The following is a 22,681-nucleotide window of genomic DNA, read 5'->3' on the forward strand; positions in this document are numbered from 1 at the left end:
CCGATCCCCTCATCGAAAAGCTTGAAGAGCGGGGGATCACACCGGTTATTCCGTCAAAGAAAAACCGACGCACTCCACGGAAAATCCTCTTTTCGCTTTATAAAAAACGAAACATCATCGAACGCTTCTTCGCCAGACTTAAACAGTTCAGAGGTATTGCAACACGATATGACAAGCTGAAGTCAACTTTCCTCGCAGCCGTGCAATTCGTCTCCGCCATCATTGGAATTAACTGACGACACACCCTAGATTTCTGGACGCCTTGGCTCCTAAAAATGAGGACAGGAGGCGTTGATGGGGAAGCCCAATTTCAGTGATGAGTTCAAGCGTGATGCGGTGACGCAGATTACCGAGCGGGGATATCCCGTAGCGGAAGTTTCGCAGCGGCTCGGGGTCAGCACACATTCGCTGTATGCGTGGAAGCGGCAATTCGCGAAGGTGGTATCGGGCGATGCCGGCAAGGATGTCGAGATCCGGCAGTTGAAGCGCGAATTGGCCCGGGTCACCGAGGAGCGCGACATCTTAAAAAAAGCCACCGTGTATTTCGCCAAGGATGCAAAGTGAGATACGCCTTCATTACCGAGCATCGTGATCGTTTTGGAGTTCGGGCGATGTGCCGCTGTCTGGCCGTGCAGCCCAGTGGCTACTATGCTTGGCGGAAGGAGCCGTTGAGCCGACAGGCTTGCGAGGATGCCCGACAGACCACGTTGATCCGTCAGGCCTGGAACGACTGTGGCAGGGTTTATGGCTACCGTAAGCTGCACGATGATCTGCTCGATCAGGGCGAGACCTGCTGTCCGAATCGCGTAGCACGCCTGACAAAACTGGCGGGCATCAAAGCGCAGATTGGCTACAGGCGGCGGCCAGGTAGACATAGTGGCAGGCCATCTCTGGTCATCGACAACACGCTAGCCCGGCAGTTTGATGTCGAGGCACCCGATAGGGTGTGGGTCACAGACATCACCTACATCCGCACCATGGAAGGATTTGCCTACCTTGCAGTCGTCATCGACCTCTATTCGCGTCCTGTGGTGGGCTGGTCGATGCAGAGCCGCCAGACCTCGGATGTGGTACTGCAGGCGCTTCATATGGCCATCTGGCGACGAAAGCCCAAAAGCCGGGTGCTGATCCACTCCGATCAGGGCAGTCAGTTCACCAGCATGGACTGGACTGCCTTCATACGGGCTCACAATCTGGAACACTCGATGAGTCGCCGCGGCAATCGCCACGACAATGTTGTCGCTGAAAGTTTTTTCTCATCGCTCAAGCGTGAGCGCATCCGGCGTCGAACTTACAAAACGCGCCAGGAAGCCCGACAGGACGTGTTTGACTACATCGAAATGTTCTATAACCCGGTGCGCAAGCAGGTCAGGAACGGGGTGCTGTCACCCGTGCAGTTCGAACAACAGCAGACTTTGAATAACCAAGGCGTCTAGAAAACTAGGGGCTACTCAAATATATTCTCTAAAAATGCCCAGAGAGAGTTTCTGTAAGCACCCTTGGAGAGAATGATCAAGGTCATCCGGTTGTTCAGCAACCGCGTAACACCTTCGGTTGGTCGGTCCTTCCTGTTTAACCTGTCCATGACGTATTAAAGACGACGCATTCACCCCCCTTTACTACCCGAGGTCGTAAAGGGGGGTGATGTGTGCGAGCCGCGTGTTGATTACGACACGTGGCACAGGTTTTTTATTCTGCTCTTCAGGTAGCGATAAAGCGGGATATCAAAAAATGCCGCATATAAATACGAGATGACGATGGAGAGTCCGCCAGCCATAAGGATGGACAGGATCGGGCTATCTGATCTGTATTGCATGCCGATAATGATAGCTGAGGAATGGATGAGGTATAATGGGAAGCTGATAAACCCGAAAAACTGGACAGGCGGAGACAGAAAAATCTTTTTGATCAGCGAGGAGTCAGGCTGGAAATCAATTAGCATGAGGGGGATAAACGGCAGGATATATAAATAATCCAACTTGTTATGAAGCTGCCCGTAAATGCCAACCAGACAACTGGCTAAACAGACCCACAGAAAGACTTCAAAACTGTTTTTTGTCGTGATTTTGGTGATCCGCTCCGGTGTTAGAAGTGAATAGACGGCAGACCCCAGCATGATGGCTGATGAGGCCAGTAAGAACGGGAACATACCGCCGAAGGACATATCAATAAATCCGGCAGCAGACCGGATGCATAAAAAAAGAATAAATGTGCATGCTATTAACAGTCTTTTAAACGGCGCTATTCTGATAAAAATTAGCGGAATTAAAAGAGACGCCCAGAATTCAATACTGATGCTCCATGACGGCTCATTGATGAGCGGAAACTGGTGTGGTGTTACACCATGTAGAAAGAACAGGTTTTGCAGGATGACTTTCCAGTCAAAAATATAATGTCCTGCAACATAGCCCATATGCCTGCTGTTATAGGCATAGATGACAATCATCGTGAGGGTCGTCACACAATGCAGAGGCCAGAGGCGGGCGAGCCGCAAAAGGAAGAAATATAGAAATTTATGGCTGGTTTTGTGAGCATAGGTCAGCACAAAACCTGACATGATGAAGAAGTAAATAACGCTGATATACGCACCAATTAAAGGCCGTTGTTCACTCCAACCTGTGACAACGCCAATCATGTGGCTGAGCATGACACTGAGAGCCAGAATGCCTCTGAGGCCGTCTAAGGCATAAAACCTTGTCGGATGGTTTTTTTCTAGAGTTAGATTCATAGTATTATATCGCCTTAAGAACTATACTATTAATAATAACATTATATGTTTTTTTAAAAAAAATCCAATGCAGAAAATTTTATATATGCATAAAAATAACTCTGAATATTTCCGCCGCAATTCACCTCCTTCTTATGAAAATTATTTCATGTGAAGGTAGTGGCTTATCTGTTTTCTGAAGAGGCTTATCAATTACTAGCAAAGGTTATCGAATATCCGATTTTATTTTAAGACCTGTTAGATCTTGAAATTTTCCCATCTCATAGTGATGGAAGAAAGAGACGGAGCAGGCATTTTTACGGACGAGACATTGGCGATCTGGAAGGTTCGAAAAACCCCTACTTAGGCGTTTTTGCCCGCAACTATATCAATGGGTTATGATTTTAAATGGACTCAAAAAAGAGGTTTTTCGAATCCTCCATATCGTTGTCGCTGCAGACTGGATCAAGGCCTAATAGGCCATAGGGAATACCACTTCAAAATCATGGAAAAACAGTTTGATTGTAATAACGGAAGATGAGAGATATAAAGCACGAATCATAAATACGATGTAAAATGAGAAACTTATGACTAGACAGTCCGATCAGATCATAAAAAAAGAAAGCATATACAATTATATATGTTTATTTATATTTGTATTCATATGCTACTCAAGCGTTTTTATAAGAAGTTATGGCTTATCTGATGACTATTCTGTGATATATTATCACTATACCAATCCAGGGTGGAATGTGCAGTGGGAATCCATGTCTGGTCGCCCTGTGTATGGAGCATTGAGGCAGATCATGACATGGACTGTAGGAAAAGTCTCTGCATTTTCTTATTTCCGGTTTGTTGCAGTGTTTTTTATTGCTTCTTATTCTGTTCTTTTGTATATATATATGAATAAGAAGCATATTTTTGAATCAAATATTATACGTTTTTCTGTGGCGAGTAGCCTTGCTTTTCTTCCATCTCTGCAGATATATGCTTCGTGGACAATTACATACCCTTTTATACTCTCTATTATCCTGGCATTTTTTGCATTTACCTTTGTGAATAAGAATATTGGCAAAGAAAATATAAATATTATTGTTGGCTATCTTATGTTGGCAATAAGCTTTCTTATTTACCAGCCAACAGGAATGATATTTGTGTTTTTTGTTTTTATAAAAACATTTTTTGAGGATGGAGATATATTAAAGAAAATTATTAGAAATGGAATTATTTTATTTTGTGCTATGCTAACAAACTTTATTTTCATAAAAATTTATACACATTTATATGGCTCTACTGGCCGTGAGGCGCTAAACCTCCATTTTTTTCAGAAGGTGTTGTGGTTTTTCAATCGACCTTTTATGGACGCAATTGCAAATTACAATATTCATCCTTCCGTTTTCTATAATGTTGTCAGCGCGTGTATCATTCTTTGTGGCGTATGGTTTACTCCGAAAAAATGGAATTTCTTTGTAAAAATTTTAATTGTCGTTGCGTTTTGTTTCGCAAGCTATATGCCTAATATTATGGTGGCAGAAACATCTTCACCTTATAGAACTCTTGTTGGGGTAGAAAGTATTCTAGCTGTTCTGTTTCTGAACGGTATTTTTAATATATGTTCCAGATTTATTTCATACCATCGGTATGTTTTCTTATTTGTCATGCCATGCATTGCTTTTTCTGCCATCTATAACATTAATTATTATATTATAGATGTTCAGCAGCATCAGCTTTCTGATTTGGCCGCAGCGTTCAAATTCGTTCCAAGGGGCAGGACGATTGATTTTGATATCCGTGGGGTTGATGGAAACGCTTATTCCAAATTCAATCAATATGAATATGGAACAATATCTATCAATAACACTTGGACACCTAAGGCTATGGCAATGGACATTATCAAGAATAATGGTCTGAGTGATATAAAAATGACAGATGGTATACTTGTTTCTGATCCTGGAAATAAAAATATTTACTATATAAAAATGTCTGAAATCAAAAATATGGGCTATTAATGTATAGGAATGAGCAGGAAGATAAAAATTGTCTTTCTGCTCATTATGTTATTTTTGTTTCGTAGAGAGCTTCAGAAAGCTCTCTACGTGGAAGCGGGGGCGCTGTTTGGTTTCCAGATAAATTTTGCCGACATATTCCCCAATAATGCCCAGAGAGAGCATTTGCACGCCGCCCATGAAGAAAATGGACAAGATGATGGAGGGCCAGCCTTCCACGGTGTTGCCACTGAATTTTATAACCAGCACATAAAACGTCGCCGCAATTGAGAACAGGCAGATACAGAGTCCCAGTGTGGCAATCAGCCGCAAGGGGGTGATGGTCATGGAGGTAATGCCCTCTACAGCCAGAGCGAGCATTTTGCGGAGCGGGTACTTGGACTCACCTGCCGTACGGATACCTCGGGCGTAACCTATTTCTGTCGATGGAAAGCCGACGAGCGGCACGAGGCCACGAATATAGGCGTTTCGTTCCGTATACAGCAGAAGTCCTTCCACTGCTCGCTGGCTGAGCAGGCGGAAGTCCGCATGGTTAAAAACCTGTTGCACCCCCATGATCGCCATGAGCCGGTAAAACCCTTCGGCAGAGGTACGCTTGAACCATGTATCTGTCTGGCGGGATTCTCGCACGCCATATACAACATCATAGCCCGTGCTGTAGGCCTCAACCATTCGACGGATGGCGTTTATGTCGTCCTGAAGGTCTGCATCAATGCTCACAACAGCATCCGCTTGCGGCGCAGCAGCGGCCAGACCTGCCAGCAGAGCGGACTGATGGCCTTCGTTTCGGGAAAGCTTCAGCCCCTGCACGGAGGGCTCTTTATCGCATGTGGTCCGGATCAGATCCCATGTTGTGTCTCGGCTGCCATCATCCACAAACAGCAGGAAGCTGTCTGAGCGTATTTGCTGGTCCTGTATCATGGCGCGCAGCAGCCCGCCCAGTTCCTGATGGCAGTACACAAAAACCTCTTCCTCATTGTAGCAGGGAACTACAATGGCAAGGCGTGGCGCAGGGCGAGCACTGGCAGGCATTGAAAGGCTTTCAGGTTGGGAGAAAATAAAAAATCACTGAAAATCAGATATCATCGTCGCTCATGATTTTCCACACCCCGTTTAGAGGAGCATGCTTCTCCAGCCAAACCGCAGTCTTTTTCAGAGAGCAGAACGGCAGAGACGCAATGCTTTAGAAACACTTATATTTTATTTTTGCAGCACTTTCCGGCTAAACCAGAAACACACAGCGCAGAAGGCTACCAGCCCCAGAATGGCGGGGGTTCCGGCGGGCAGGAAGGTGGCGAGGGAGAGCGCATTATCTTTCCCCAGTGCGCCGGACAGCACGGCCAGCGCGACGCCAATCAGGCTTTCCCCTACAATAAAGCCGGAGGCAAGCATGGTGCCGATGCTGGCATCATGTTCCGGTGCGGTGCCGTCTGGCTGGTGGCTGGCGTCTTCTGTGGGAGTGGCCGGTGCACGGCGTTTTTTCAGCGCGCTGTTCAGCACCCAGCCCAGAACCGCGCCGACGGCCAGTGTGACGCTGACGGAGGCGGGCAGGTAGATCCCCACTGCAACGCCAAGCGGCGGCAGGGAGAGCTGGCGGCGGCGGAGCAGCAGATCCAGCCCGATCAGCACAGCCCCAAGCCCGAACCCGATGGAGAGCATGCTCCAGTCCAGTGACTGCGTGAAAATCCCCTTGGCGATCATGGCAATCAGCGCGGGCTGCGGGGCGGCCAGCGCGTGGGCCGGATCCATGCCGGGGCGCGGCATGGGGGCACCGGCAAAGCCGTAGGCCTGATACAGCAGGTTCAGCACCGGCGGGATAACGGCGGCACCCACAACACACCCGGCAATCAGCGCGACTTCCTGCTTCCATGGAGACGCGCCGACAAGCTGGCCGGTTTTCAGATCCTGAAGGTTATCGTTGGAAATGGCGACGGTTGCGGTAATGGCGGAGAGCAGGAGAATGGTGAAGCCGGTGGCGAGTGTCTGCCCTTCCGCCATCATTTCCGCGGGCATCAGGCCTAGAGATTCCAGCCCCAGAATCATCAGTGCGCACAGCACGGCGGCGATAATAATGATGCCGGAAATAGGGGAGGAGGAGGAGCCGACAATGCCCGCCATGTAGCCGCAGGCGGCCGCCATCACAAACCCGAACACCACGCAGAACAGGACCGCCGCACACACGGCGGGCCAGATGCCATGCGCCATAGGGGCAAGGAACGCGGCAAACAGGCCGCCCAGCAGCAGCACGGTTACGGCGAGAAGCGCCATCATGGTGCGGGGGGAAAGGTCACGGTCTGCGTCGGGCACCAGCGCGCCGCTGCGGTTGCGGAACACGCTGCTCAGGCCACGCAGGACGGGGCCCATCAGTTCCACCAGTGTCCAGAGTGAGGAAATGGCAATGGCGCCTGCCCCGATAAACCGGACTTTATGCAGCCAGATGGCGTTGGCAAAGCTGGCGGCGTCCAGATGCTCCGGGTTGGGCATGTGGGCTGTCAGCCAGGGCACGCCAAGGCCCCAAGCCAGCACACAGCCCAGCAGCATGGCCAGCCCTCCGGCCAGACCGACCAGATAGCCCGCGCCAAGAAGGGCGAGGGACAGGCCGCCGGAAAACCGGAAAACCGCAGCACCCACGGACCCGGTGATGCTGACGGTATCCGCCAGAATTTGCAGGCCGCTACAGGCAAAGGAGAAGACCCCGGCCACAACGCTGCCACCGATAAGAGCGGAGAGGCTTTTGCTGTTGCCTGTCTCTCCCCCGGCGCGAAGGATTTCAGCCGCGGCAACGCCTTCCGGGTAAGGCAGGGCGCTTTCCGTCACCAGTGCGCGGCGCAGAGGGATGGTAAACAGCACGCCCGCAATGCCGCCCGCCAGTGAGAGGCCAGCCGTCTGCCAGAACGGAAAACTGTGCCAGAACCCGGTCATGATCAGGCCGGGGAAGGTGGCAAACACGCAGGAGAGCGTGCCCGCCGCCGAGGCCTGACTCTGCACCATATTGTTTTCCAGCAGGGTGCTGCGGCCCAGCGCACGCAGCACGGCCATGGAAATGACAGCGGCAGGGATGGAGGAGGCAAAGGTCAGCCCGATCCGTAACCCCAGATAGACGTTGGATGCGGTGAAGACGATGGTGATCAGCGCGCCCAGAATCAGGCCGCGTACGGTCAGTTCCCGCACGGAAGGGGTTTGCAGGGGGGAGGGTGCGGTCATGCCCGGAACCTTGTCAGCGTATCAGAAATCATAAGCATTTCGATACGCTGCCTGATGCGCCTTGTCTCCCCTGAATGAACCGGAAAGGCAATGAGACGGTAAAAGAAAGCCTGATGCCCGGGGGGAAACCCGGTCATCAGGCCCGTTATCTCAACACAGCAGGCTGGGCTCAGAACGTGAGTTCCAGATTGCTCTGCACATACGCGCCGGAAGAGGCTCCGGCTTTGATCATAGCGCGGGAGGCGAAAATATATTCGCCATCAAGGCTGAAGGTCACGTGCCGGGTGGCACGCCATGTAAAGCTGGCCTGCGGCATGGTGGCGGTGTAGCCCCCCTGCGGGCGGAAGTTGTAGGCGGCCGTCGGGTTGGCATAAATCGCGTCATTGGTGCTGTTGCGCCAGATCACCGGCACTTTCAGCAGCAGGCTGGTGTTGCGGCTGGTGGCAATGGTGGCCAGCGGGCCGACGTCAATCAGGTTGGAGTTGCCGATATAGGTGCTCATATCCAGATAGTAGGCGCTGGGCACGAACGGGGAGAGGAAGTTGCCCCAGCTACTGGTCTGACTTTTACGGGTATCCCCGCCGGAGATGGCGTCCGCCTGAAGGCCGATGGCCGGTTTACCCCACCATCTGGCAAAGCGCCAGGAGACGGTGGCGTTGAACGAGTAGGCCGAGACAGGGCGTGACGGCCCGTTTTTGGCGGCGTTAAAGGAGCCGCCCTGCCACATGCCCCCCAGTGAAAATTCAATCGGTCCGGCATTGCCCCAGACGCGCATGCCGGGCGTGTCACGATGCGTGGACCCGGCAATGGTGCCGGTGGTGCTGGCAATGGGGTTGCTGGCCAGAATGTAGCCCAGATAAAAGGTGTCCACAAAAATCTGGCTGTTTTTCTCCATGAATTTAAAGTTCGGAATGGCGTAGGAGGTGTATGCGCCAAACAGGCGTGTTCTCCAGCCCACCTGATCATGGAACGCGGTTGTGGGGGCGTTGTTGGTCAGGCTGAGGTCAAACAGATCCACGCGGAAGCGCTTCCAGAAGGCGTAGCCGCGCACACCGTTCCAGGAATAGGGGAGTGTCGGGTAAACGCTGCCTGCGGTGACGTAGGGCGGTGCATCCAGAAAGGACATACGGCCGATCATGGCCCCCATATTGGCGCCCAGCAGATGGCCTTTGACTTCCAGAAACGCCTGCTGGGCATCCAGCTTGCTGCGCCAGCGGCCACCGGTATAGCCGTAATAGTTGATACCACCGGCCTGACCGCTCATCAGTTCTCCATACAGGCGCACATGCTCGCCCAGATGCAGGTCTGCTCCGGCATTCCAGCGCAGGGTGGAGCGGTAGGCCGGGTCTTTCTTGATGGTGCCAAACCCGGCCCGCTGGTCATAAAACCCGTGGTGACGGAAGTTGCCGCTGAGTGTCAGGTAAATAGAGCCGCTGTTATTGAGCGGGATGTATTTCAGCGGGTCAGCCCAGTCGATATGGTTTTTCTTGTCACGCAGGTTGGACCAGTCTTCCGCCCAGCGGGAGACGGCGTAATACGCAACCGTGCCAAACCCGGAGGCCGCCCCGGTATTGGCGTTAAACACGCCCCACGGGCCCTGATGCATCAGCGCGGTGGGCAGCGGCTTGAGTTCCAGAGACTGCGGCTGGCCGTAGGCTTCCGGTCGGCTGGTCAGCGGCGGCAGCAGCATATTATCCCAGAACCCGCCCTGCGCCGGGGTCTCGGTGGAGTGACGTTCCGGGCCGTTGGGCACAACCGGATCTTTCGGCGTTTTGCGCACCACGTCTGACAGACGTGCGGGCATGGTGTCATGCGTTACGTTGAGGTCCGAAGCATGGGCGTGGTCCCGCACGACGGAGGGCGTTGCCTGCACAGCGCTTTGCGCGTGGGCCGCCACAGGCGGGAGCAAGAGAGCAAGGAGCGCCCCGGCCGGGGCCATCCGGACGACTCTGACAGGCACATATGTGGAGAGGCTGCTGGAAAAGCAGAACCGGGGGGAGCAGACGGATGCGCAGTGCGCACGGCCTGCGCCTGTAGGACGGGCGGACAGGTGGTTCATGACAGAACACTCTGAAAAAGGGGAAACCGGAAAAGGGGGCAGGAAACGAGCGGGGCGGACGCAATGGGAAATACGGCCGCCAGAGGCCTCAGGCGCTAAGAAGGACGCGTCTGCGCGGGCCTTGAGTCCCTTTAAGGTTTACCGGGAGGAGTGAAAGCACAGAACAGGATGTGCGCGGCCATAGCCGCAGAGACGCACCGGGTGCGTAAGGGGGCAAAAAAACAGCGCCCGAACCGGGACAGCGGAACATCAGCATGACGGCACGACCTTATTGCGTCATGGCATAGCTCAGAGCTTGCCATGCGTTTTTTGTTATTCTGGCGTGCGTTATAGGTATGACTAAACGAGAGCCGTGTCAGCTCTCGTTTGCGTGTAACACGAAATGTTTAAGTGGAAAGATCAGCCCGCCTGTGGCAGGCCACCCAGCTTGGTCAGGCAGTCCCGCGCGCGGGTGATCAGATGGATTTCATGCACGCTCGCCACCGCCTTGCGGGCGTTGCTCTGCCAGCTGCGGGACATGCCCTGCGCGGAGCAGACGGCGCGGGCGCCAAACAGCGGCCCGTCCGTCTGGTCCATGGCGGCCAGAACGGCAGCCGGATGTGTGGGCAGGGCGCGGCGCATGGCCGCCCGGAGGGACAGAGCCGTTGCCGGGTCCGCCTCCGGCATCAGGGCCGCCACCATAGAGGCCGCTTCCGGCTGCCCGCTGGCCACAGCCAGCCGCACGTCGGACCATTTGCGGCTTTTGGTCAGGGTGCGTGCCGTCTGCTCAGGTCCGTCATTTTCCAGCATATGCAAAAGATGCGTGGAGGCCTGTGTGGCGGCTGTCTGCGGGTGCGTCTGGGGGAGGGACGAGTCTGCCTGAGCCTCAACATGCACGGGCGGGCTGACAGACGCCGTGGCCTGTTGCGGGGCCGCAAACGCCCGCGCCAGCGAGGTGCTGACCGGTGCTGAGGGAGCGGCGGCTGCCTGTGCCGGTCTGGCCGTATCTGTTTCCGTCTGCCCGGACGCCGGGGCGGACAGAGCCGCCCGGCGCATATCCGCGACCAGAGGCCGGGGCGGCGTGTGCGAAAAGGTAGACAGGCTCAGGGCTCCGGCAACCAGAGCGGAAAGGATTACAAAGCGGGGCATGCGCATCATTGAAGTGTCTCCTTTCCTGAACAGAGGACCAGACCGGAAGGGGCGGGCCGGAAAATAAGAAGGACTGGTAGCTATTGAGGCAGGTCAAAAATGGCGGCGTGAAGGCAGGACGACGGAAAGGTTGCGGCGGGGGCAGGCTGTGTCCTATAGCGGGCCGGATTGGTCAGAGCGTTTAAGGCGTCTGTCTGTGTAACCCTACCTCCCTGAGGATTGTATTTCCCATGAGCAGCACGTCCCCTTCTTCTTCTGAAATTGCCCGTTTGCAGGTTGCGCTGCGCCGTCTGCTTGGGGCCAAAGGTCTTTCCGTTAATCCGCCGCCGCGCGCCGGGATGTCGGTTGAACTGGCTGTAGACGGTGAAGTGATTGGCACCATTCATCGCGATGATGATGAAGGCGAAGTGTCCTACGCCATCAACATCATTCTTCTTGAAGAAGATCTGCCGGCTGAAAAATAAGCCGCGGTTTTTTTCAGGTCTGAACAGAACGGGGGTGGGCCTGCGGGCCGCCCCCTTTCTGGCTTTCAGGCGTTGGACGGCGCTGCGGAGGCCTGCATGATGGGCGCGCGCCGGGCGGGAAATTCCACCTTTGTCACTTTCCAGCGCCAGTTCTGAATCCGCATCTCGATTTTCAGCGGTGTATCCTGCTCGTGGCCGGGCAGGGGCACATCCACTTCAAACTGATCCAGCCGGGTAAACCGCACGGATGCCTTCTGCGCCAGCGTGGCGAAGGACGGCATGGGCTGGCTGGCCGGAATGGCCGCAGGCACAGCCTGATCCACCAGTGTGCCGAGATTGGCCTGCGTCACCGTAAAATCCACCGCGTTGGAGACGGCTGTGGTGGCGAAGGATGAGCCGAAATCCGGCAGATCATCCGAGACCCGTTCCAGATGCAGGCCGGAGAGCGTCTGGTGCTTGATGGAGGCGTCCAGTTCCGACCAGTTGATGGCCTGACCGAGGGCCGTCATGTCATGCGTCTGGATGGCGGAACCGATGGACCAGAGCGTGACAAACGGGGAGGCCAGATACAGGCCAAGCGCTGCCGCGGATGCAGCCACACACACTCTGCGCGCGGCCTGGAACGTCTTCAGACTGGCAGGCCGGGCGAAAGGCCCGGCAGAGGTGAGGGCGGTCATCTGGTGCACTCCTCGTATGATAAAATTGCAGATCACGTATAGCAGACGCATGGCACCCATGCATAGTTTCATGAAGGGTATTTCATGAGATCACGAAAATGTGAATTAGGGTGTTCTGGCGCTGTCCTGAAAAAAGCGGGGCGCGCGGAACGGGCGGGCATGGCATAAACGCCGCTCTCTGCCCGCAGCAAAAAGGCGCTCAGATGGCGTTTGACTTCACCGAAGCCGAAATTCAGCGATATTCCCGCCATATTCTCCTGCCCGAGGTCGGCGGGACGGGGCAGGCGGCGCTGAAGGCGGCCTCTGTTCTGGTGGTAGGGGCCGGGGGGCTTGGCGCGCCCGCCGCTCTCTATCTGGCCGCCGCCGGTGTGGGGCGGATTGGTCTGGTGGATGACGATGTGGTGGAGCTTTCCAACCTGCAACGCCAGATTGTGCACACAACGCAGTCTGTCGGCACGCCCAAGGTGGAGTCTGCCCGCGCCACGCTGGAAGCCCTGAACCCTGAGGTCACGCTGGAAACATGGCCGATGCGGCTCACAGCCGCGACGGTGGATGATCTGGTGAGCCGGTATGATCTGGTGTGTGACGGGTGTGATAACTTCACCACCCGTTATCTGGTCAATGCTGCGTGCGTGCGGGCCGGAAAGCCACTGGTCTCTGCTGCCGTGCAGCGGTTTGAAGGCCAGCTCTCCACGTTTCATCCGGCGCGGGGCGGCCCCTGTTACCATTGCCTCTACCCGCAGACCGATGGTGAGGCACAGGGGTTAAGCTGTGGCGAGGCCGGGGTGTTTGGCGCGGTGACGGGTGTGATGGGCACCCTTCAGGCCACGGAAGCCCTCAAGGAACTGCTGGGGCTGGGGACATCACTGGTCGGGCGGCTGCTGATGTGGGATGCTCTGAACACACGTTTTACAACCATCGCCCTGCAACGGGACCCCACATGCCCGGTATGCGGGGCACTGCAACGGGAGACGTCTGATGGCTGAACGGACCGGACATGAGTCTGGCGGAATTTTTGCCGGAAGTTCTGCACCTTCTGCCGCACCCTCTGGCCGCACGGGGTTTGCCGCTGCCGTGGGCGCATCCGCGTTCCCCCCGTGTGATCTGGCGCTGGTGATTGTGGAGGCGCGGTACGAGCGCATCCATGCGGCTTTAATGCTGGCCGCCACAGCCTGCGCGCTGGGCCAGAGTGTGGTGCTGTTTGGCATGGGGGCCGGGGTTGCGGCGTTTACGGCCGGGTGGGACGGGCTGGAAGACGCAGAGCATGAGGACTGGCGCACGGCCGCCGGTGTTGCCGGGCTGTCTGACCTGCGGACCGCCCTGCTGGAGATGGATGCCACGCTGATGGTGTGCGACTCCGGGGTAAAGACCATGGGGCTTTCTGCCGCAGAGCTGGCAGAGGGCGTGGCAGTTGTGGGCCTGCCTACGTTTCTGGACAGGGCAGGGGCAGCCCGCGTGACGGTTTTCTAAAAACCGCTTGCCCCGGCGTTTCTCTCTTGGCAGGGATGCAGGCATGATGTTCACATTGCCTCTGACTTTCCGGTTCCGACTGCTGTCCTGCCTGGCAGGGTGTGCGGTCGCGCTGTCTGGCGCGGTTGCTGCTGAGAAAAAGCCCGCCGCGCACAAGCACCATGCCCACCACGCTGAAGCGGGCCACGCTGCTGCCAAAAAGAAAGCGGCGGACAAGCCTGCTGGTAAAAAAGCCGCTGCGGCGGACAGCAAGAGTGCGCATCACCCCCACCATGAGACGGCTAAGGCGGCCTCCACCAAGGGGCATCATGCCGCAGGCCAGACGGCCCACGCGCCTGCCCGCCATAAAGCGGCAGCCGCGGCTGCTGGTGCGGCCGCAGCGGGTGCCGCCGCCGGGGCCGCCGGGGCCGAGGCTGCTGAACAGCCTGCCACACCGCCCGCCGCAGCAACGCCGCCGGAACCGCCGAAGGGGACCGTGACGGGTCTGCCGCTGCCGCGTTATGCCGCCCTGCGCTCTGATGAAGTGAATATGCGGGCCGGGCCGGGCCGCCGTTTCCCGATCCTGTGGGTGTATCATCGCCGTGGGATGCCGGTGCGGATTGAGCGCGAGTTTGACGTCTGGCGTCTGGTGGAAGATTCGACCGGCCAGAAAGGCTGGATTCAGCAGGCCACGCTGTCCGGCGGGCGGGACTTCCTTGTGCCGGGTGAAGCGCCGGGCAGCGATGCTCCGCTTGAAGTCAAGCTGGACAAAAACGGCAACAAGGAATCGCAGTCCGGCCATATGGATACGCGCGTGGTGGCAACCCTCCCCACCGCGGCCGATGCCGGGCATGAGCCGGGCACCGTTGTTATGCGCGGCACGGCCAGCAACGATGCACCTGTGATTGCTGTTCTGAAACCCGGTGCCGTGGGATCAGTTAAGGAATGTGCGGCCGGGGCTGAATGGTGCAAGGTCTCGGTCAAGAATTATACCGGCTGGGTTCCCCGTCGTGCGATCTGGGGTGTTGATGCGGAGGAAGCGATCACGCCCTCCTGAACCCCGTACCCGGTTACGTTAAGGAGAAGGACTGATCATGCCGACCTCAAACGCGCTTATCTGCCGGACCAAGATTGTCGCAACCCTTGGCCCGGCCTCCAGCGATTACGAGACAATCCGGGATCTGGCGGTAGCAGGGGCGGATGTGTTCCGCTTCAACTTCTCCCACGGGACGCATGAGGACCATGCCGCCCGCCACGCCATTGTGCGGCGGGTGGAGGCCGAACTGGGTGAACCCATCGGTATTCTGGCGGACATGCAGGGGCCGAAGCTGCGGGTTGGCGTCTTTGCCGATGGCAAGGTGCTGCTGGAACCCGGCGCGTCTTTCCGGTTCGACCTCTCGGACGTTCCGGGGGATAAAACCCGCGTCTGTCTGCCGCATCCTGAAATTATTGCCGTGGCCAGACCCGGCAGCCGCCTGCTGATGGATGATGGCAAGCTGGCTGTGGTGGTGCAGGCCGTGGGGCCGGACTGGCTGGAAACCACGGTGGATGTCGGGGGCGTGCTCTCCAACCATAAGGGCGTGAACGTGCCGGATGTGGCGCTGCCCATCCCGGCCCTGACGGAAAAGGACCGGCGGGATCTGGCGTTTGCGCTGGATCTGGGGGTGGATTACGTCGCGCTGTCCTTCGTGCAGCGGCCCGAAGATGTGAGCGAGGCCCGGGCGCTTGTGGGTGAGCGGGCCAGCCTGCTGGTCAAGCTGGAAAAACCGCAGGCGCTGGATAATCTGGACGCCATTCTGGAACTGACGGACGCTGTCATGGTCGCCCGTGGGGATCTTGGCGTGGAACTGCCGCCGGAAAACGTGCCGCTGGTACAAAAACGCATTATTCGTCTGGCCCGCCGCCTTGGTAAGCCGGTGGTGGTGGCGACCCAGATGCTGGAAAGCATGATTTCCTCCCCCACACCCACCCGCGCTGAGGCATCAGACGTGGCGACGGCGGTGTTTGATGGTGCGGATGCCGTCATGCTCTCCGCCGAATCTGCCGCCGGGCAGTATCCGCGTGAGGCGGTGCGGATCATGAACCGGATTATCTGGCGCATCGAGCAGGATGCCGAATGGCAGAGCATGATGGCGCGGGCGCGCATGGCTCCGGAAGATTACGTGGCGGACGCCATTGCCGGAGCCGCGCAGCAGGTGGCGGATACGCTCAAGGCACCGGCTATTGTGGCCTACACGCATCGGGGGGCCACGGCCTTCCGCATTGCGCGGGAGCGGCCATCCTGCCCCATTCTGGGCATTACCCCCACGCATGAGGCCGGGCGGCGCATGGCGCTGGTCTGGGGTGTGCGGGCCTTTGTGAATGAAGGCCGGCAGGTGATGAACGTGGAGGATATGGTGGACTCCGCGCTGGAGGTGGTACGCCGGGCCAGAATAGGCAGTTCCGGCAATTCTATTGTGATCGCCGCAGGCGTGCCGTTTGGCGTGAGCGGCTCCACCAATACGCTGCGTGTGGCCAGAATCCCCTGAAGATCTGAATTTTCTGCGGATTTGCCCTGCATGTCCGCTCTCCGGGTGGACACATCGCCCGAGGAATGACACTGGAAACGGACAAGCAGGGCGCATCTGTGGACAGCGCGCCGGATGAGGGCAGGAGTCAGACACAATGGTTCAGGCAATACGCCGCAACAATGTGCCGCGCCGCGCGGTTTTGCAGGGTCTTGCCTGTGTGCCTGCGGGTCTTGCCGTCTCCTCTGCCGCACAGGCGGCGGACCATAATGCCGTAGCACCTGCCCAGCCGGAAACGACGCGCCCGGCGGATGTCACCACCACCCCGCCGCGCCAGTGGGGGGCGGGTGCGCCTCCGGCCTATACGCCGGACCCGGATGTGATGGTGATTGACCGGTCCTTCCGGGACCTGCTGTTCAGCGCGGCGACGATTCACCGGGTATGGGATAAGGGCGTCTGGCTGGAAGGCCCGGCCTGGTCTGCCGAGGGCCGGTATCTGCTGCTGAGCGATACCGTGACCAGCCGCCAGTACCGCTATTTGTGGGAAACGGGTGAGGTGACGGTGTTTCGCCCGGAATCCTACCATTCCAACGGCAATACGTTTGACTATCAGGGCCGCCAGATTTCCTGCGAGCATTTTCTGCGCCGCGTGATCCGCTGGGAGCATGACGGCTCAGCCCACGTGCTGGCTGACCGGTATGAAGGTCATGCCCTTAACTCCCCGAATGACGTGATTGCGCATCCCGATGGCAGCATCTGGTTTACCGACCCCGGCTATGGCGATGGCTTTACCGAAGGCCACGCGGATGAACCGGGCGGTGAGGCAAACCCGGACGGGCATATCCGCTGGCGGATTGGCGAGGAACTGATTGGGGAACTGGGCGGCGTTAAACGGCAGGCTGACCATACGTTCCGGATTGATCCTTCAGGCCGGATCGAGTGTGTTTTAACACAGGAACAACTGCCGAACCCCAACGGTCTGTGCTTTTCGCCTGACCATGCGCGGCTGTACGTCATTTCCTCCGGCAAGCAGGCCGGGGGGCACGGGCATGACGGGGATCAGGCCGTACATGTGTTTGACGTGAAAAAGGACAACACCCTCTCCAACCCGCGTCTGTTTACCAACATGCGCTTTCAGGGCGTGCAGATGGGGCCGGACGGGATGAAGGCCGATATCTTCGGCAATCTCTGGTGCGGGGTGGGTGGTCCGCTGGGGCTGTGCGGTGTGTTTGTGTTCAACCCGGAAGGCCAGTTGATTGGCCGCATCCGCCTGCCGCATGGGGTGTCTAACCTGACATTTGGCGGCCCGAAGCGGAACTGGCTGTTTATGTGTGCCGGGGAATCCCTCTACCGCCTTCAGGTCAACACGCAGGGTGCCGGTGCAGCCTGAAGGCTGAGGGTTTTCAGGTCCTCAGCCGCCGTTGGCGGACAGAATACTCTGCACAGACCAGATGCCGGGCTGGCCGGGTGTGACTTCCCCGGTTTTATAGAACCGCACCACCGTCTCCTTCATCGGCTTGTCCAGCCGGGTGACGGAGGCCGGGGTGCTGGTTGTGGTCTCATTGTAATAAGTGGAATGGCGGCCTGTTCTTGTCACACTGCCACTGGTGGTGGAGGTGGCGGCATTCTGCACGTAGGTCGGGCGGTAGCCCTGCTTGTCATCCAGAATCTGGAAATACTGAAACCCCCGCTGCTGGGCCGTGGTCGCGGCTTCCAGAAAGACCTTATGGGTCACGCTGGCGAGGTCATTAAAAGAAGACCCTTTGCCGGAAATGATGGCCGTCCGTTCGTCCAGCATTTCTGTATGGGCGCTGAGGCAGCCGGAAAGAGATGCAAAGAGAAAAACAGGTAAAAGGAATTTTTTCATAGAATATCTTTTGGGTTACAGATGTTTTTTACAAAGCGCGTAGATTTTATCTTTTTTGGGGTCGCGCGCAAGAGCAGGAGAAGAGGCGTTTTCAGGCTCTGTTCTTCAGAAAAACCGGCAGCAGCGTGAACAGCCCACAGGCGCAGGCCACAAACAGCGGCAGGCCGCTGGCGGGAGAAAACGCCATGGAAGATCCGGCCATGCCGGGGCCGGCAAAGGAGCCAAGCCCCCAAGCCAGTGAGGTCGCCGCGTAAACGGACACAAGATCCCCGCCGGAAAACCGGCTGCCAACCACAGACATGGCCACAGTATACAGGGCGGCAAACAGGCCATCCCAGATAAACAGCAACGGGTAGGCCAGTGCCGGGGTGCTGATGGCGGCAGGCCAGAGCAGCGCCCCCAGTGTGGAGGAAGTGCCAAGGCCAATGAGCAGAGCGCGGGGGTTTTTCAGCCGGTCTGCCAGCCAGCCCAGCGGGGTTTGCAGCACAATAGCCCCCAGCAGCATGACGGAGAGCAGCAGCGTGGCCTGCCGTTCCGTCCAGCCCATATGCAGGGCGTATAGCGGCAGAAAGGCGGAACTTGCGGCCTCCAGCATGGCCATAAGCAGGGTGACGCAGATGGCAATGGGGGCCAGCCCGATATAGCGCCACAGGCCGCTATGGGCCGGGCGTTCCGGCCGGGGGGCGTGCATCCACGGCATGCTGACCAGCGTAAAGGCCGCCAGCACAAACACGGTGCAGATGGCAAACGGGGCCATACCATGCCGCCCCACCAGCGTGAGCAGCACCGGCCCCGCGGCGAAACCGGAGGACATGAGGGCACTGTACAGCCCCATGGTGCGCGTGCGGTTGCTGTCATCCGTGCTCTGGTTCAGCCAGCTTTCTGACATGATGAGCATGCTCTCCGTCGCCATGCCCAGTACCAGCCGGAGCGGGAACCAGAACCACACGGAGGGCACGATGGGGAACAGAACAAGCGTTACTGCCGTGCAGGCCAGCGCCACCAGCAGCACCTTGCGCGGCCCGGCCCACCCGGCCAGCCGGGGCAGGAAGGGAGCAATGCCCAGCACACCAACGCCGTGCATCATGGCTAGTGCCGCGATCAGATGCGGGCCGTAGCCGTGGTCCAGCAGGGAAAAAGTGAGGAGGGGGGTGCTGAGCCCGTACGTCAGGCCGAAAATCATCCCGACGGATACCAGAGACAGCACAGGCAGGCGGAGCGGCGTTGAAGACGGAGCAGAATGGGACAAGAGAAGAAGGCCAGACACTGTTGCAAAAAGACCAGCATAGCGCGCCCATGCCGGGAGGTGTCCTGAATAGCAGAATTCTGAAGTTTGTATGGTTTTTATACTTTTTTCTGCCTGCGGGTGCCGTGAGCGGCTTCCGGGAGGATTTTATAAAAAGCAACCCAGCCATGTTTTTATGGAATGTTAGACAAAAATTCATTGCGAATAATTCGCAATTGCTCCTTATGTGTGTCGGCACTGACACAATTCCAGAAGGCAGGTGAATGACAAGGACATATAAGGCGTATCTCACGCCGGTCTCTGTTGCGGGCGCACTCTTTTTCTCAGCCCATGCGTGGGGAGCGTCTGCGGACGCGCTGCATGAGGGGCATAAAAAGCCCTCAAAGCGCGAAAACAAGCGCCATAAAGCCGATGCTCAGGCCGTAACGCCTGCCACGCGCGTTGCCAGTGTGGATTCCACGGATGAGGAACGCCTGACCGTCACGGGGCATGGCTTTAACACCATGCATGACTCTACCGGCCTGTCCCGTATGCCGCAGGATGTGATGCACACGCCGCAGAACATCAATGTCGTGCCGCAGGCGCTCATGCGCCAGCAGAACGTAAAATCTCTGGATGAAGCCCTGCGCAACGTGCCCGGCGTGACCTCTTCCATCGGAGAAGGTGCGGGCGGCATGAACGGGGACCAGTTCCTGATCCGTGGCTTTCAGGCGCAGAATGATATTTATGAAGACGGGTTAAGGGATTTTGGTGTCTATTCCCGTGACTCCTTCAATTTTGATTCCGTGTCCGTCATTAAAGGGCCGTCCTCGGAAGTGTTCGGGAATGGCACCACGGGGGGCGCCATTAACATGGTGACCAAAACCCCCGGCCTGCAGAACCATTATTCGTCCGAATTTTCAGGTGGCTCCGGCAGCTATTATCGCGGCACGCTCGATATCAACCAGAAGCTGGACAGCTCGACCGCCTTCCGCCTGACGGGCATGGGGGATGAGCATAATGTTGTCGGGCGGGACTTTATTTATTCCCACCGCTGGGGCATTGCGCCCTCCATTGCCTTTGGTCTGGGCAAGCGCGCCACGCTGGTCCTGCAATATATGCATCAGCAGGAAAATTCCGTGCCTGACTTCGGGGTGCCGGTTGTCACAAAACCCGGCGCGGCCTACGGCATGCCCATTACGGAATACGGGATAAAGCGGACCAACTGGTACGGCACCAATAACGACCAGAACGCGACGAACGATAATATGGAAACGGCCCGTTTCACCTATAAGGTGAACGACCATATTACCATTTATGATGATCTGCGCGGCGGCCAGTATTACCGCACCTTTGCTGCGTCCAAAGCGACGTGTGACACAACCTGCGTGAACAATTACTTCAACGGGGACCCGGCAGCGGCTCTCGTGGCGCGTTCCGGCCCGGTCGGGGCGGGGAACGGCACCGGGCCGGGCACGTATATGGCTCCGCTGCCCTATGAGCAGAAAAGCTGGTCCGTGCAGAATGTGGCGTCCATGGTGGCCAATTTTAACACCGGTTTCCTGCGGCATCAGCTTGTGGCCGGTTTTGATATTGAGCGCGTGAATGATGTGCGCTCACAGTCCACGTATCTGAACGCCAAACCTTACGCCAGCCTTGTTAACCCTGACCCGTATGTGGGCAATCTGGACCTTGTTCCGGGGGACAGTAACCCGGCAGGACTGGTGTCTCTGGGTAGCCTGCATGCCAAATCTCACAGCAGCGGCTATGGTTTTGATACCGGCCTGTTCCTGTTTGACCAGATCTGGCTGACAAAGTGGCTGTCTGTCAAAGGTGGGTTCCGCTGGGACCGCTGGCAGACCAGCTATAATCTGACAGGCGGGGATGTTGCAAAAAACCCTGACAGCCACTTCCATGATGTCAGCGGTGTGTTCAACCCCAATGTCAGCCTTGTGGCCACACCGGATGAGCACCAGACGTACTATTTCACATGGGCAAGCTCCACCACGCCGATGGGGATGTATGTCACCAACGGGTCTGTGCCGATCCGCCCCGGCACGAACTCCTTCGCCAGCCCGGAAAAGTCTCAGCTTTATGAACTTGGTGCCAAATACAGCCTGTTTCATGACCGGATTGGCGCAACGGCCTCTGTCTTCCGGCTTGATAAGGGCAACACCATCAATGCGGACCCGGTGACGGGGGAAGTACAGGGATCATCTGACCGGCAGCGCAATCAGGGGCTGGAACTGTCTGTTGGCGGGATTATTCTGCCGGGCTGGAACGTAACGGCGACGTACGCTCTGTATGACAGCGATACAACCTATTCCGCTACCAAAGCCAATCGTGGCAAGAATGTTCAGTATGTTCCGCATAATCAGGCTACGCTGTGGTCTGTCTATAATGCGTTTGCGCATACGCCGTACAATATCTCGTTTGGCGGCGGTATCACCTGGCGGCAGCATGTGTGGCTCAATACAGCCAACACCTTGCGGGCTCCGGCTAATCTGGATTTCAGTGCCGTGATTTCTCACCGCTTTGACAAGCACTGGAAAGTCTCCATGAACGGCTACAACCTTGCAAACCGCCTGAACTATCAGAGCCTGTTCTCCAACCGCGCGACACCGTCTGCGGGGAGAATGTTCCTTGGTGAAGTCAGCTTTACCTACTGAGGCGTCCTGTCTCTGAGAGTTACGCTCCGTGAGCCTGAAGCCATGAGAGGATCATGCGGCTCACGGAGGTTTCCATGCCCTCATACCCATGCGCCGAGCGCGAGCTGCATGGTTTTGCGGCGTGTCGGGGGCCGCCGCTGACAGAAAGCAGACGGACCTCCGGCGCGTGCGTCATGGCCTGCGCAATCTGCTTGGCCATGCGCGGAGACGCCACCGGGCAGGCATCTTCCTGATTTGCGATAATCAGCACAGGCACGCGCACATTTTGCGGGTGGGCGTCAAAAACCGTTTCCGTGCTGAGATGCCCCGGCAGAGCGACGGTTTCCGTCAGTACCAGTCCGGCAACCAGCCCTGCGGATGCACGGGCCGCGCCGTTAGTCGCGGCAATGGTGCCCTGACTTGTACCCACCAGAAAAACAGGAACGGCCTGCTGTGTGCGGGCATAGCGCGCCAGACTGACCACAAGCTCCCCATAGGCGGGGGAACTGCGTGTGCCCCGCAGAGTGGTGTGGGTCCGGAGACTGGTATGGGTCTGCGGACTATTATGGGTCAGTGCGTCAGGAATAATGACGGCATAGCCATGCGCCACCCATTCCGCCCGCATCCGTAAGAGAAAATTCTGGGTGTGGTGAAGTGCGCCGTTGCGCGCAATCCCGATATCTCCGGTGCCACCGGGCAGCAGGATCAGGGTCGCGCGGGGGTGAGGGGGGGCGAGGACC

At 57.3% G+C, this 22,681-nt stretch carries 19 protein-coding genes; 10 read left to right on the forward strand and 9 right to left on the reverse strand.

Annotated features, from left to right (window positions below):
- The coding region (locus tag KP699_RS14115; RefSeq protein ID WP_215763052.1) for a transposase at positions 1 to 236 on the forward strand (236 nt) is incomplete at its 5' end.
- A 58-nt stretch (positions 237 to 294) separates the two neighbouring features.
- Positions 295 to 1,436 (forward strand): IS3 family transposase gene (locus tag KP699_RS14120; protein ID WP_215763076.1). Its coding sequence is split into 2 segments (ribosomal slippage): positions 295 to 535 and positions 535 to 1,436, totalling 1,143 coding nucleotides; the frame shifts between segments, so codons are not numbered across the junction.
- Positions 1,437 to 1,666: 230 nt separating this feature from the next.
- Here the strand turns inward: KP699_RS14120 and KP699_RS14125 are convergent.
- Positions 1,667 to 2,728, reverse strand: coding sequence for an acyltransferase (locus tag KP699_RS14125; protein WP_215763077.1), 1,062 nt, complete (start codon positions 2,726 to 2,728; stop codon positions 1,667 to 1,669).
- 566 nt (positions 2,729 to 3,294) lie between these two features.
- Between KP699_RS14125 and KP699_RS14130 the strand changes: the two genes are divergently transcribed.
- Positions 3,295 to 4,716 carry a glucosyltransferase domain-containing protein gene (locus KP699_RS14130; RefSeq protein WP_215763078.1) on the forward strand — a complete coding sequence of 474 codons (1,422 nt, stop codon included), beginning with the start codon at positions 3,295 to 3,297 and terminating at the stop codon, positions 4,714 to 4,716.
- Between the two features lie 48 nt (positions 4,717 to 4,764).
- On the opposite strand, the gene KP699_RS14135 is transcribed toward KP699_RS14130, so the two are convergent.
- From KP699_RS14135 to KP699_RS14150, 4 genes are all read right to left on the reverse strand, one after another.
- Positions 4,765 to 5,745, reverse strand: a complete 981-nt coding sequence (locus KP699_RS14135) for a glycosyltransferase family 2 protein (protein ID WP_215763079.1) — start codon at positions 5,743 to 5,745, stop codon at positions 4,765 to 4,767.
- 168 nt (positions 5,746 to 5,913) lie between these two features.
- The gene (locus tag KP699_RS14140; RefSeq protein WP_215763080.1) at positions 5,914 to 7,917 is read right to left on the reverse strand and encodes an OPT family oligopeptide transporter; all 2,004 of its coding nucleotides are present in this window, start codon (positions 7,915 to 7,917) and stop codon (positions 5,914 to 5,916) included.
- Positions 7,918 to 8,086: 169 nt separating this feature from the next.
- On the reverse strand, positions 8,087 to 9,856 hold the full coding sequence (locus tag KP699_RS14145) for an alginate export family protein (RefSeq protein WP_408736772.1): 1,770 nt from the start codon (positions 9,854 to 9,856) through the stop codon (positions 8,087 to 8,089).
- 519 nt (positions 9,857 to 10,375) lie between these two features.
- Entirely contained in the window at positions 10,376 to 11,113 is a 738-nt protein-coding gene (locus KP699_RS14150; protein WP_215763081.1) for a DUF4139 domain-containing protein, read from the reverse strand.
- Positions 11,114 to 11,334: 221 nt separating this feature from the next.
- On the opposite strand from KP699_RS14150, the gene KP699_RS14155 reads away from it, so the two are divergent.
- Complete coding sequence (locus KP699_RS14155) at positions 11,335 to 11,568, forward strand: DUF3126 family protein (RefSeq protein WP_025829560.1); 234 nt, start codon at positions 11,335 to 11,337, stop codon at positions 11,566 to 11,568.
- Positions 11,569 to 11,633: 65 nt separating this feature from the next.
- On the opposite strand, the gene KP699_RS14160 is transcribed toward KP699_RS14155, so the two are convergent.
- Positions 11,634 to 12,245, reverse strand: a complete 612-nt coding sequence (locus KP699_RS14160; RefSeq protein WP_077931667.1) for a DUF2939 domain-containing protein — start codon at positions 12,243 to 12,245, stop codon at positions 11,634 to 11,636.
- Positions 12,246 to 12,448: 203 nt separating this feature from the next.
- On the opposite strand from KP699_RS14160, the gene KP699_RS14165 reads away from it, so the two are divergent.
- The 5 genes from KP699_RS14165 (at position 12,449) to KP699_RS14185 (ending at position 17,591) form a co-directional block, all read left to right on the forward strand.
- Entirely contained in the window at positions 12,449 to 13,231 is a 783-nt protein-coding gene (locus KP699_RS14165) for a molybdopterin-synthase adenylyltransferase MoeB (protein WP_025829558.1), read from the forward strand.
- Positions 13,224 to 13,715, forward strand: a complete 492-nt coding sequence (locus KP699_RS14170; RefSeq protein WP_025829557.1) for a DsrE family protein — start codon at positions 13,224 to 13,226, stop codon at positions 13,713 to 13,715. The genes KP699_RS14165 and KP699_RS14170 overlap by 8 nt, the downstream gene beginning before the upstream one ends.
- A 43-nt stretch (positions 13,716 to 13,758) precedes the next feature.
- Positions 13,759 to 14,751, forward strand: a complete 993-nt coding sequence (locus KP699_RS14175) for an SH3 domain-containing protein (protein WP_086655121.1) — start codon at positions 13,759 to 13,761, stop codon at positions 14,749 to 14,751.
- A 37-nt stretch (positions 14,752 to 14,788) separates the two neighbouring features.
- Positions 14,789 to 16,222 carry a pyruvate kinase gene (gene pyk / locus KP699_RS14180; RefSeq protein WP_086655122.1) on the forward strand — a complete coding sequence of 478 codons (1,434 nt, stop codon included), beginning with the start codon at positions 14,789 to 14,791 and terminating at the stop codon, positions 16,220 to 16,222.
- Positions 16,223 to 16,358: 136 nt separating this feature from the next.
- Positions 16,359 to 17,591 (forward strand): SMP-30/gluconolactonase/LRE family protein, encoded by a 1,233-nt coding sequence (locus tag KP699_RS14185; RefSeq protein WP_025829511.1) that lies wholly within the window; start codon positions 16,359 to 16,361, stop codon positions 17,589 to 17,591.
- A gap of 21 nt (positions 17,592 to 17,612) precedes the next feature.
- Here KP699_RS14185 and KP699_RS14190 read toward each other — a convergent pair whose 3' ends face one another.
- Positions 17,613 to 18,068 (reverse strand): hypothetical protein, encoded by a 456-nt coding sequence (locus tag KP699_RS14190; RefSeq protein ID WP_086655124.1) that lies wholly within the window; start codon positions 18,066 to 18,068, stop codon positions 17,613 to 17,615.
- A 91-nt stretch (positions 18,069 to 18,159) separates the two neighbouring features.
- Positions 18,160 to 19,317 carry an MFS transporter gene (locus KP699_RS14195; protein ID WP_252347090.1) on the reverse strand — a complete coding sequence of 386 codons (1,158 nt, stop codon included), beginning with the start codon at positions 19,315 to 19,317 and terminating at the stop codon, positions 18,160 to 18,162.
- Between the two features lie 260 nt (positions 19,318 to 19,577).
- On the opposite strand from KP699_RS14195, the gene KP699_RS14200 reads away from it, so the two are divergent.
- The gene (locus KP699_RS14200) at positions 19,578 to 21,962 is read left to right on the forward strand and encodes a TonB-dependent siderophore receptor (RefSeq protein WP_252347091.1); all 2,385 of its coding nucleotides are present in this window, start codon (positions 19,578 to 19,580) and stop codon (positions 21,960 to 21,962) included.
- A gap of 19 nt (positions 21,963 to 21,981) precedes the next feature.
- On the opposite strand, the gene KP699_RS14205 is transcribed toward KP699_RS14200, so the two are convergent.
- Positions 21,982 to 22,650, reverse strand: coding sequence for an alpha/beta hydrolase (locus tag KP699_RS14205; protein WP_252347092.1), 669 nt, complete (start codon positions 22,648 to 22,650; stop codon positions 21,982 to 21,984).
- Between the last annotated feature and the right edge of the window lie 31 nt (positions 22,651 to 22,681).

This window comes from Acetobacter sp. P1H12_c, assembly GCF_018811975.1.
GTDB classification, from domain to species: domain Bacteria; phylum Pseudomonadota; class Alphaproteobacteria; order Acetobacterales; family Acetobacteraceae; genus Acetobacter; species Acetobacter persici.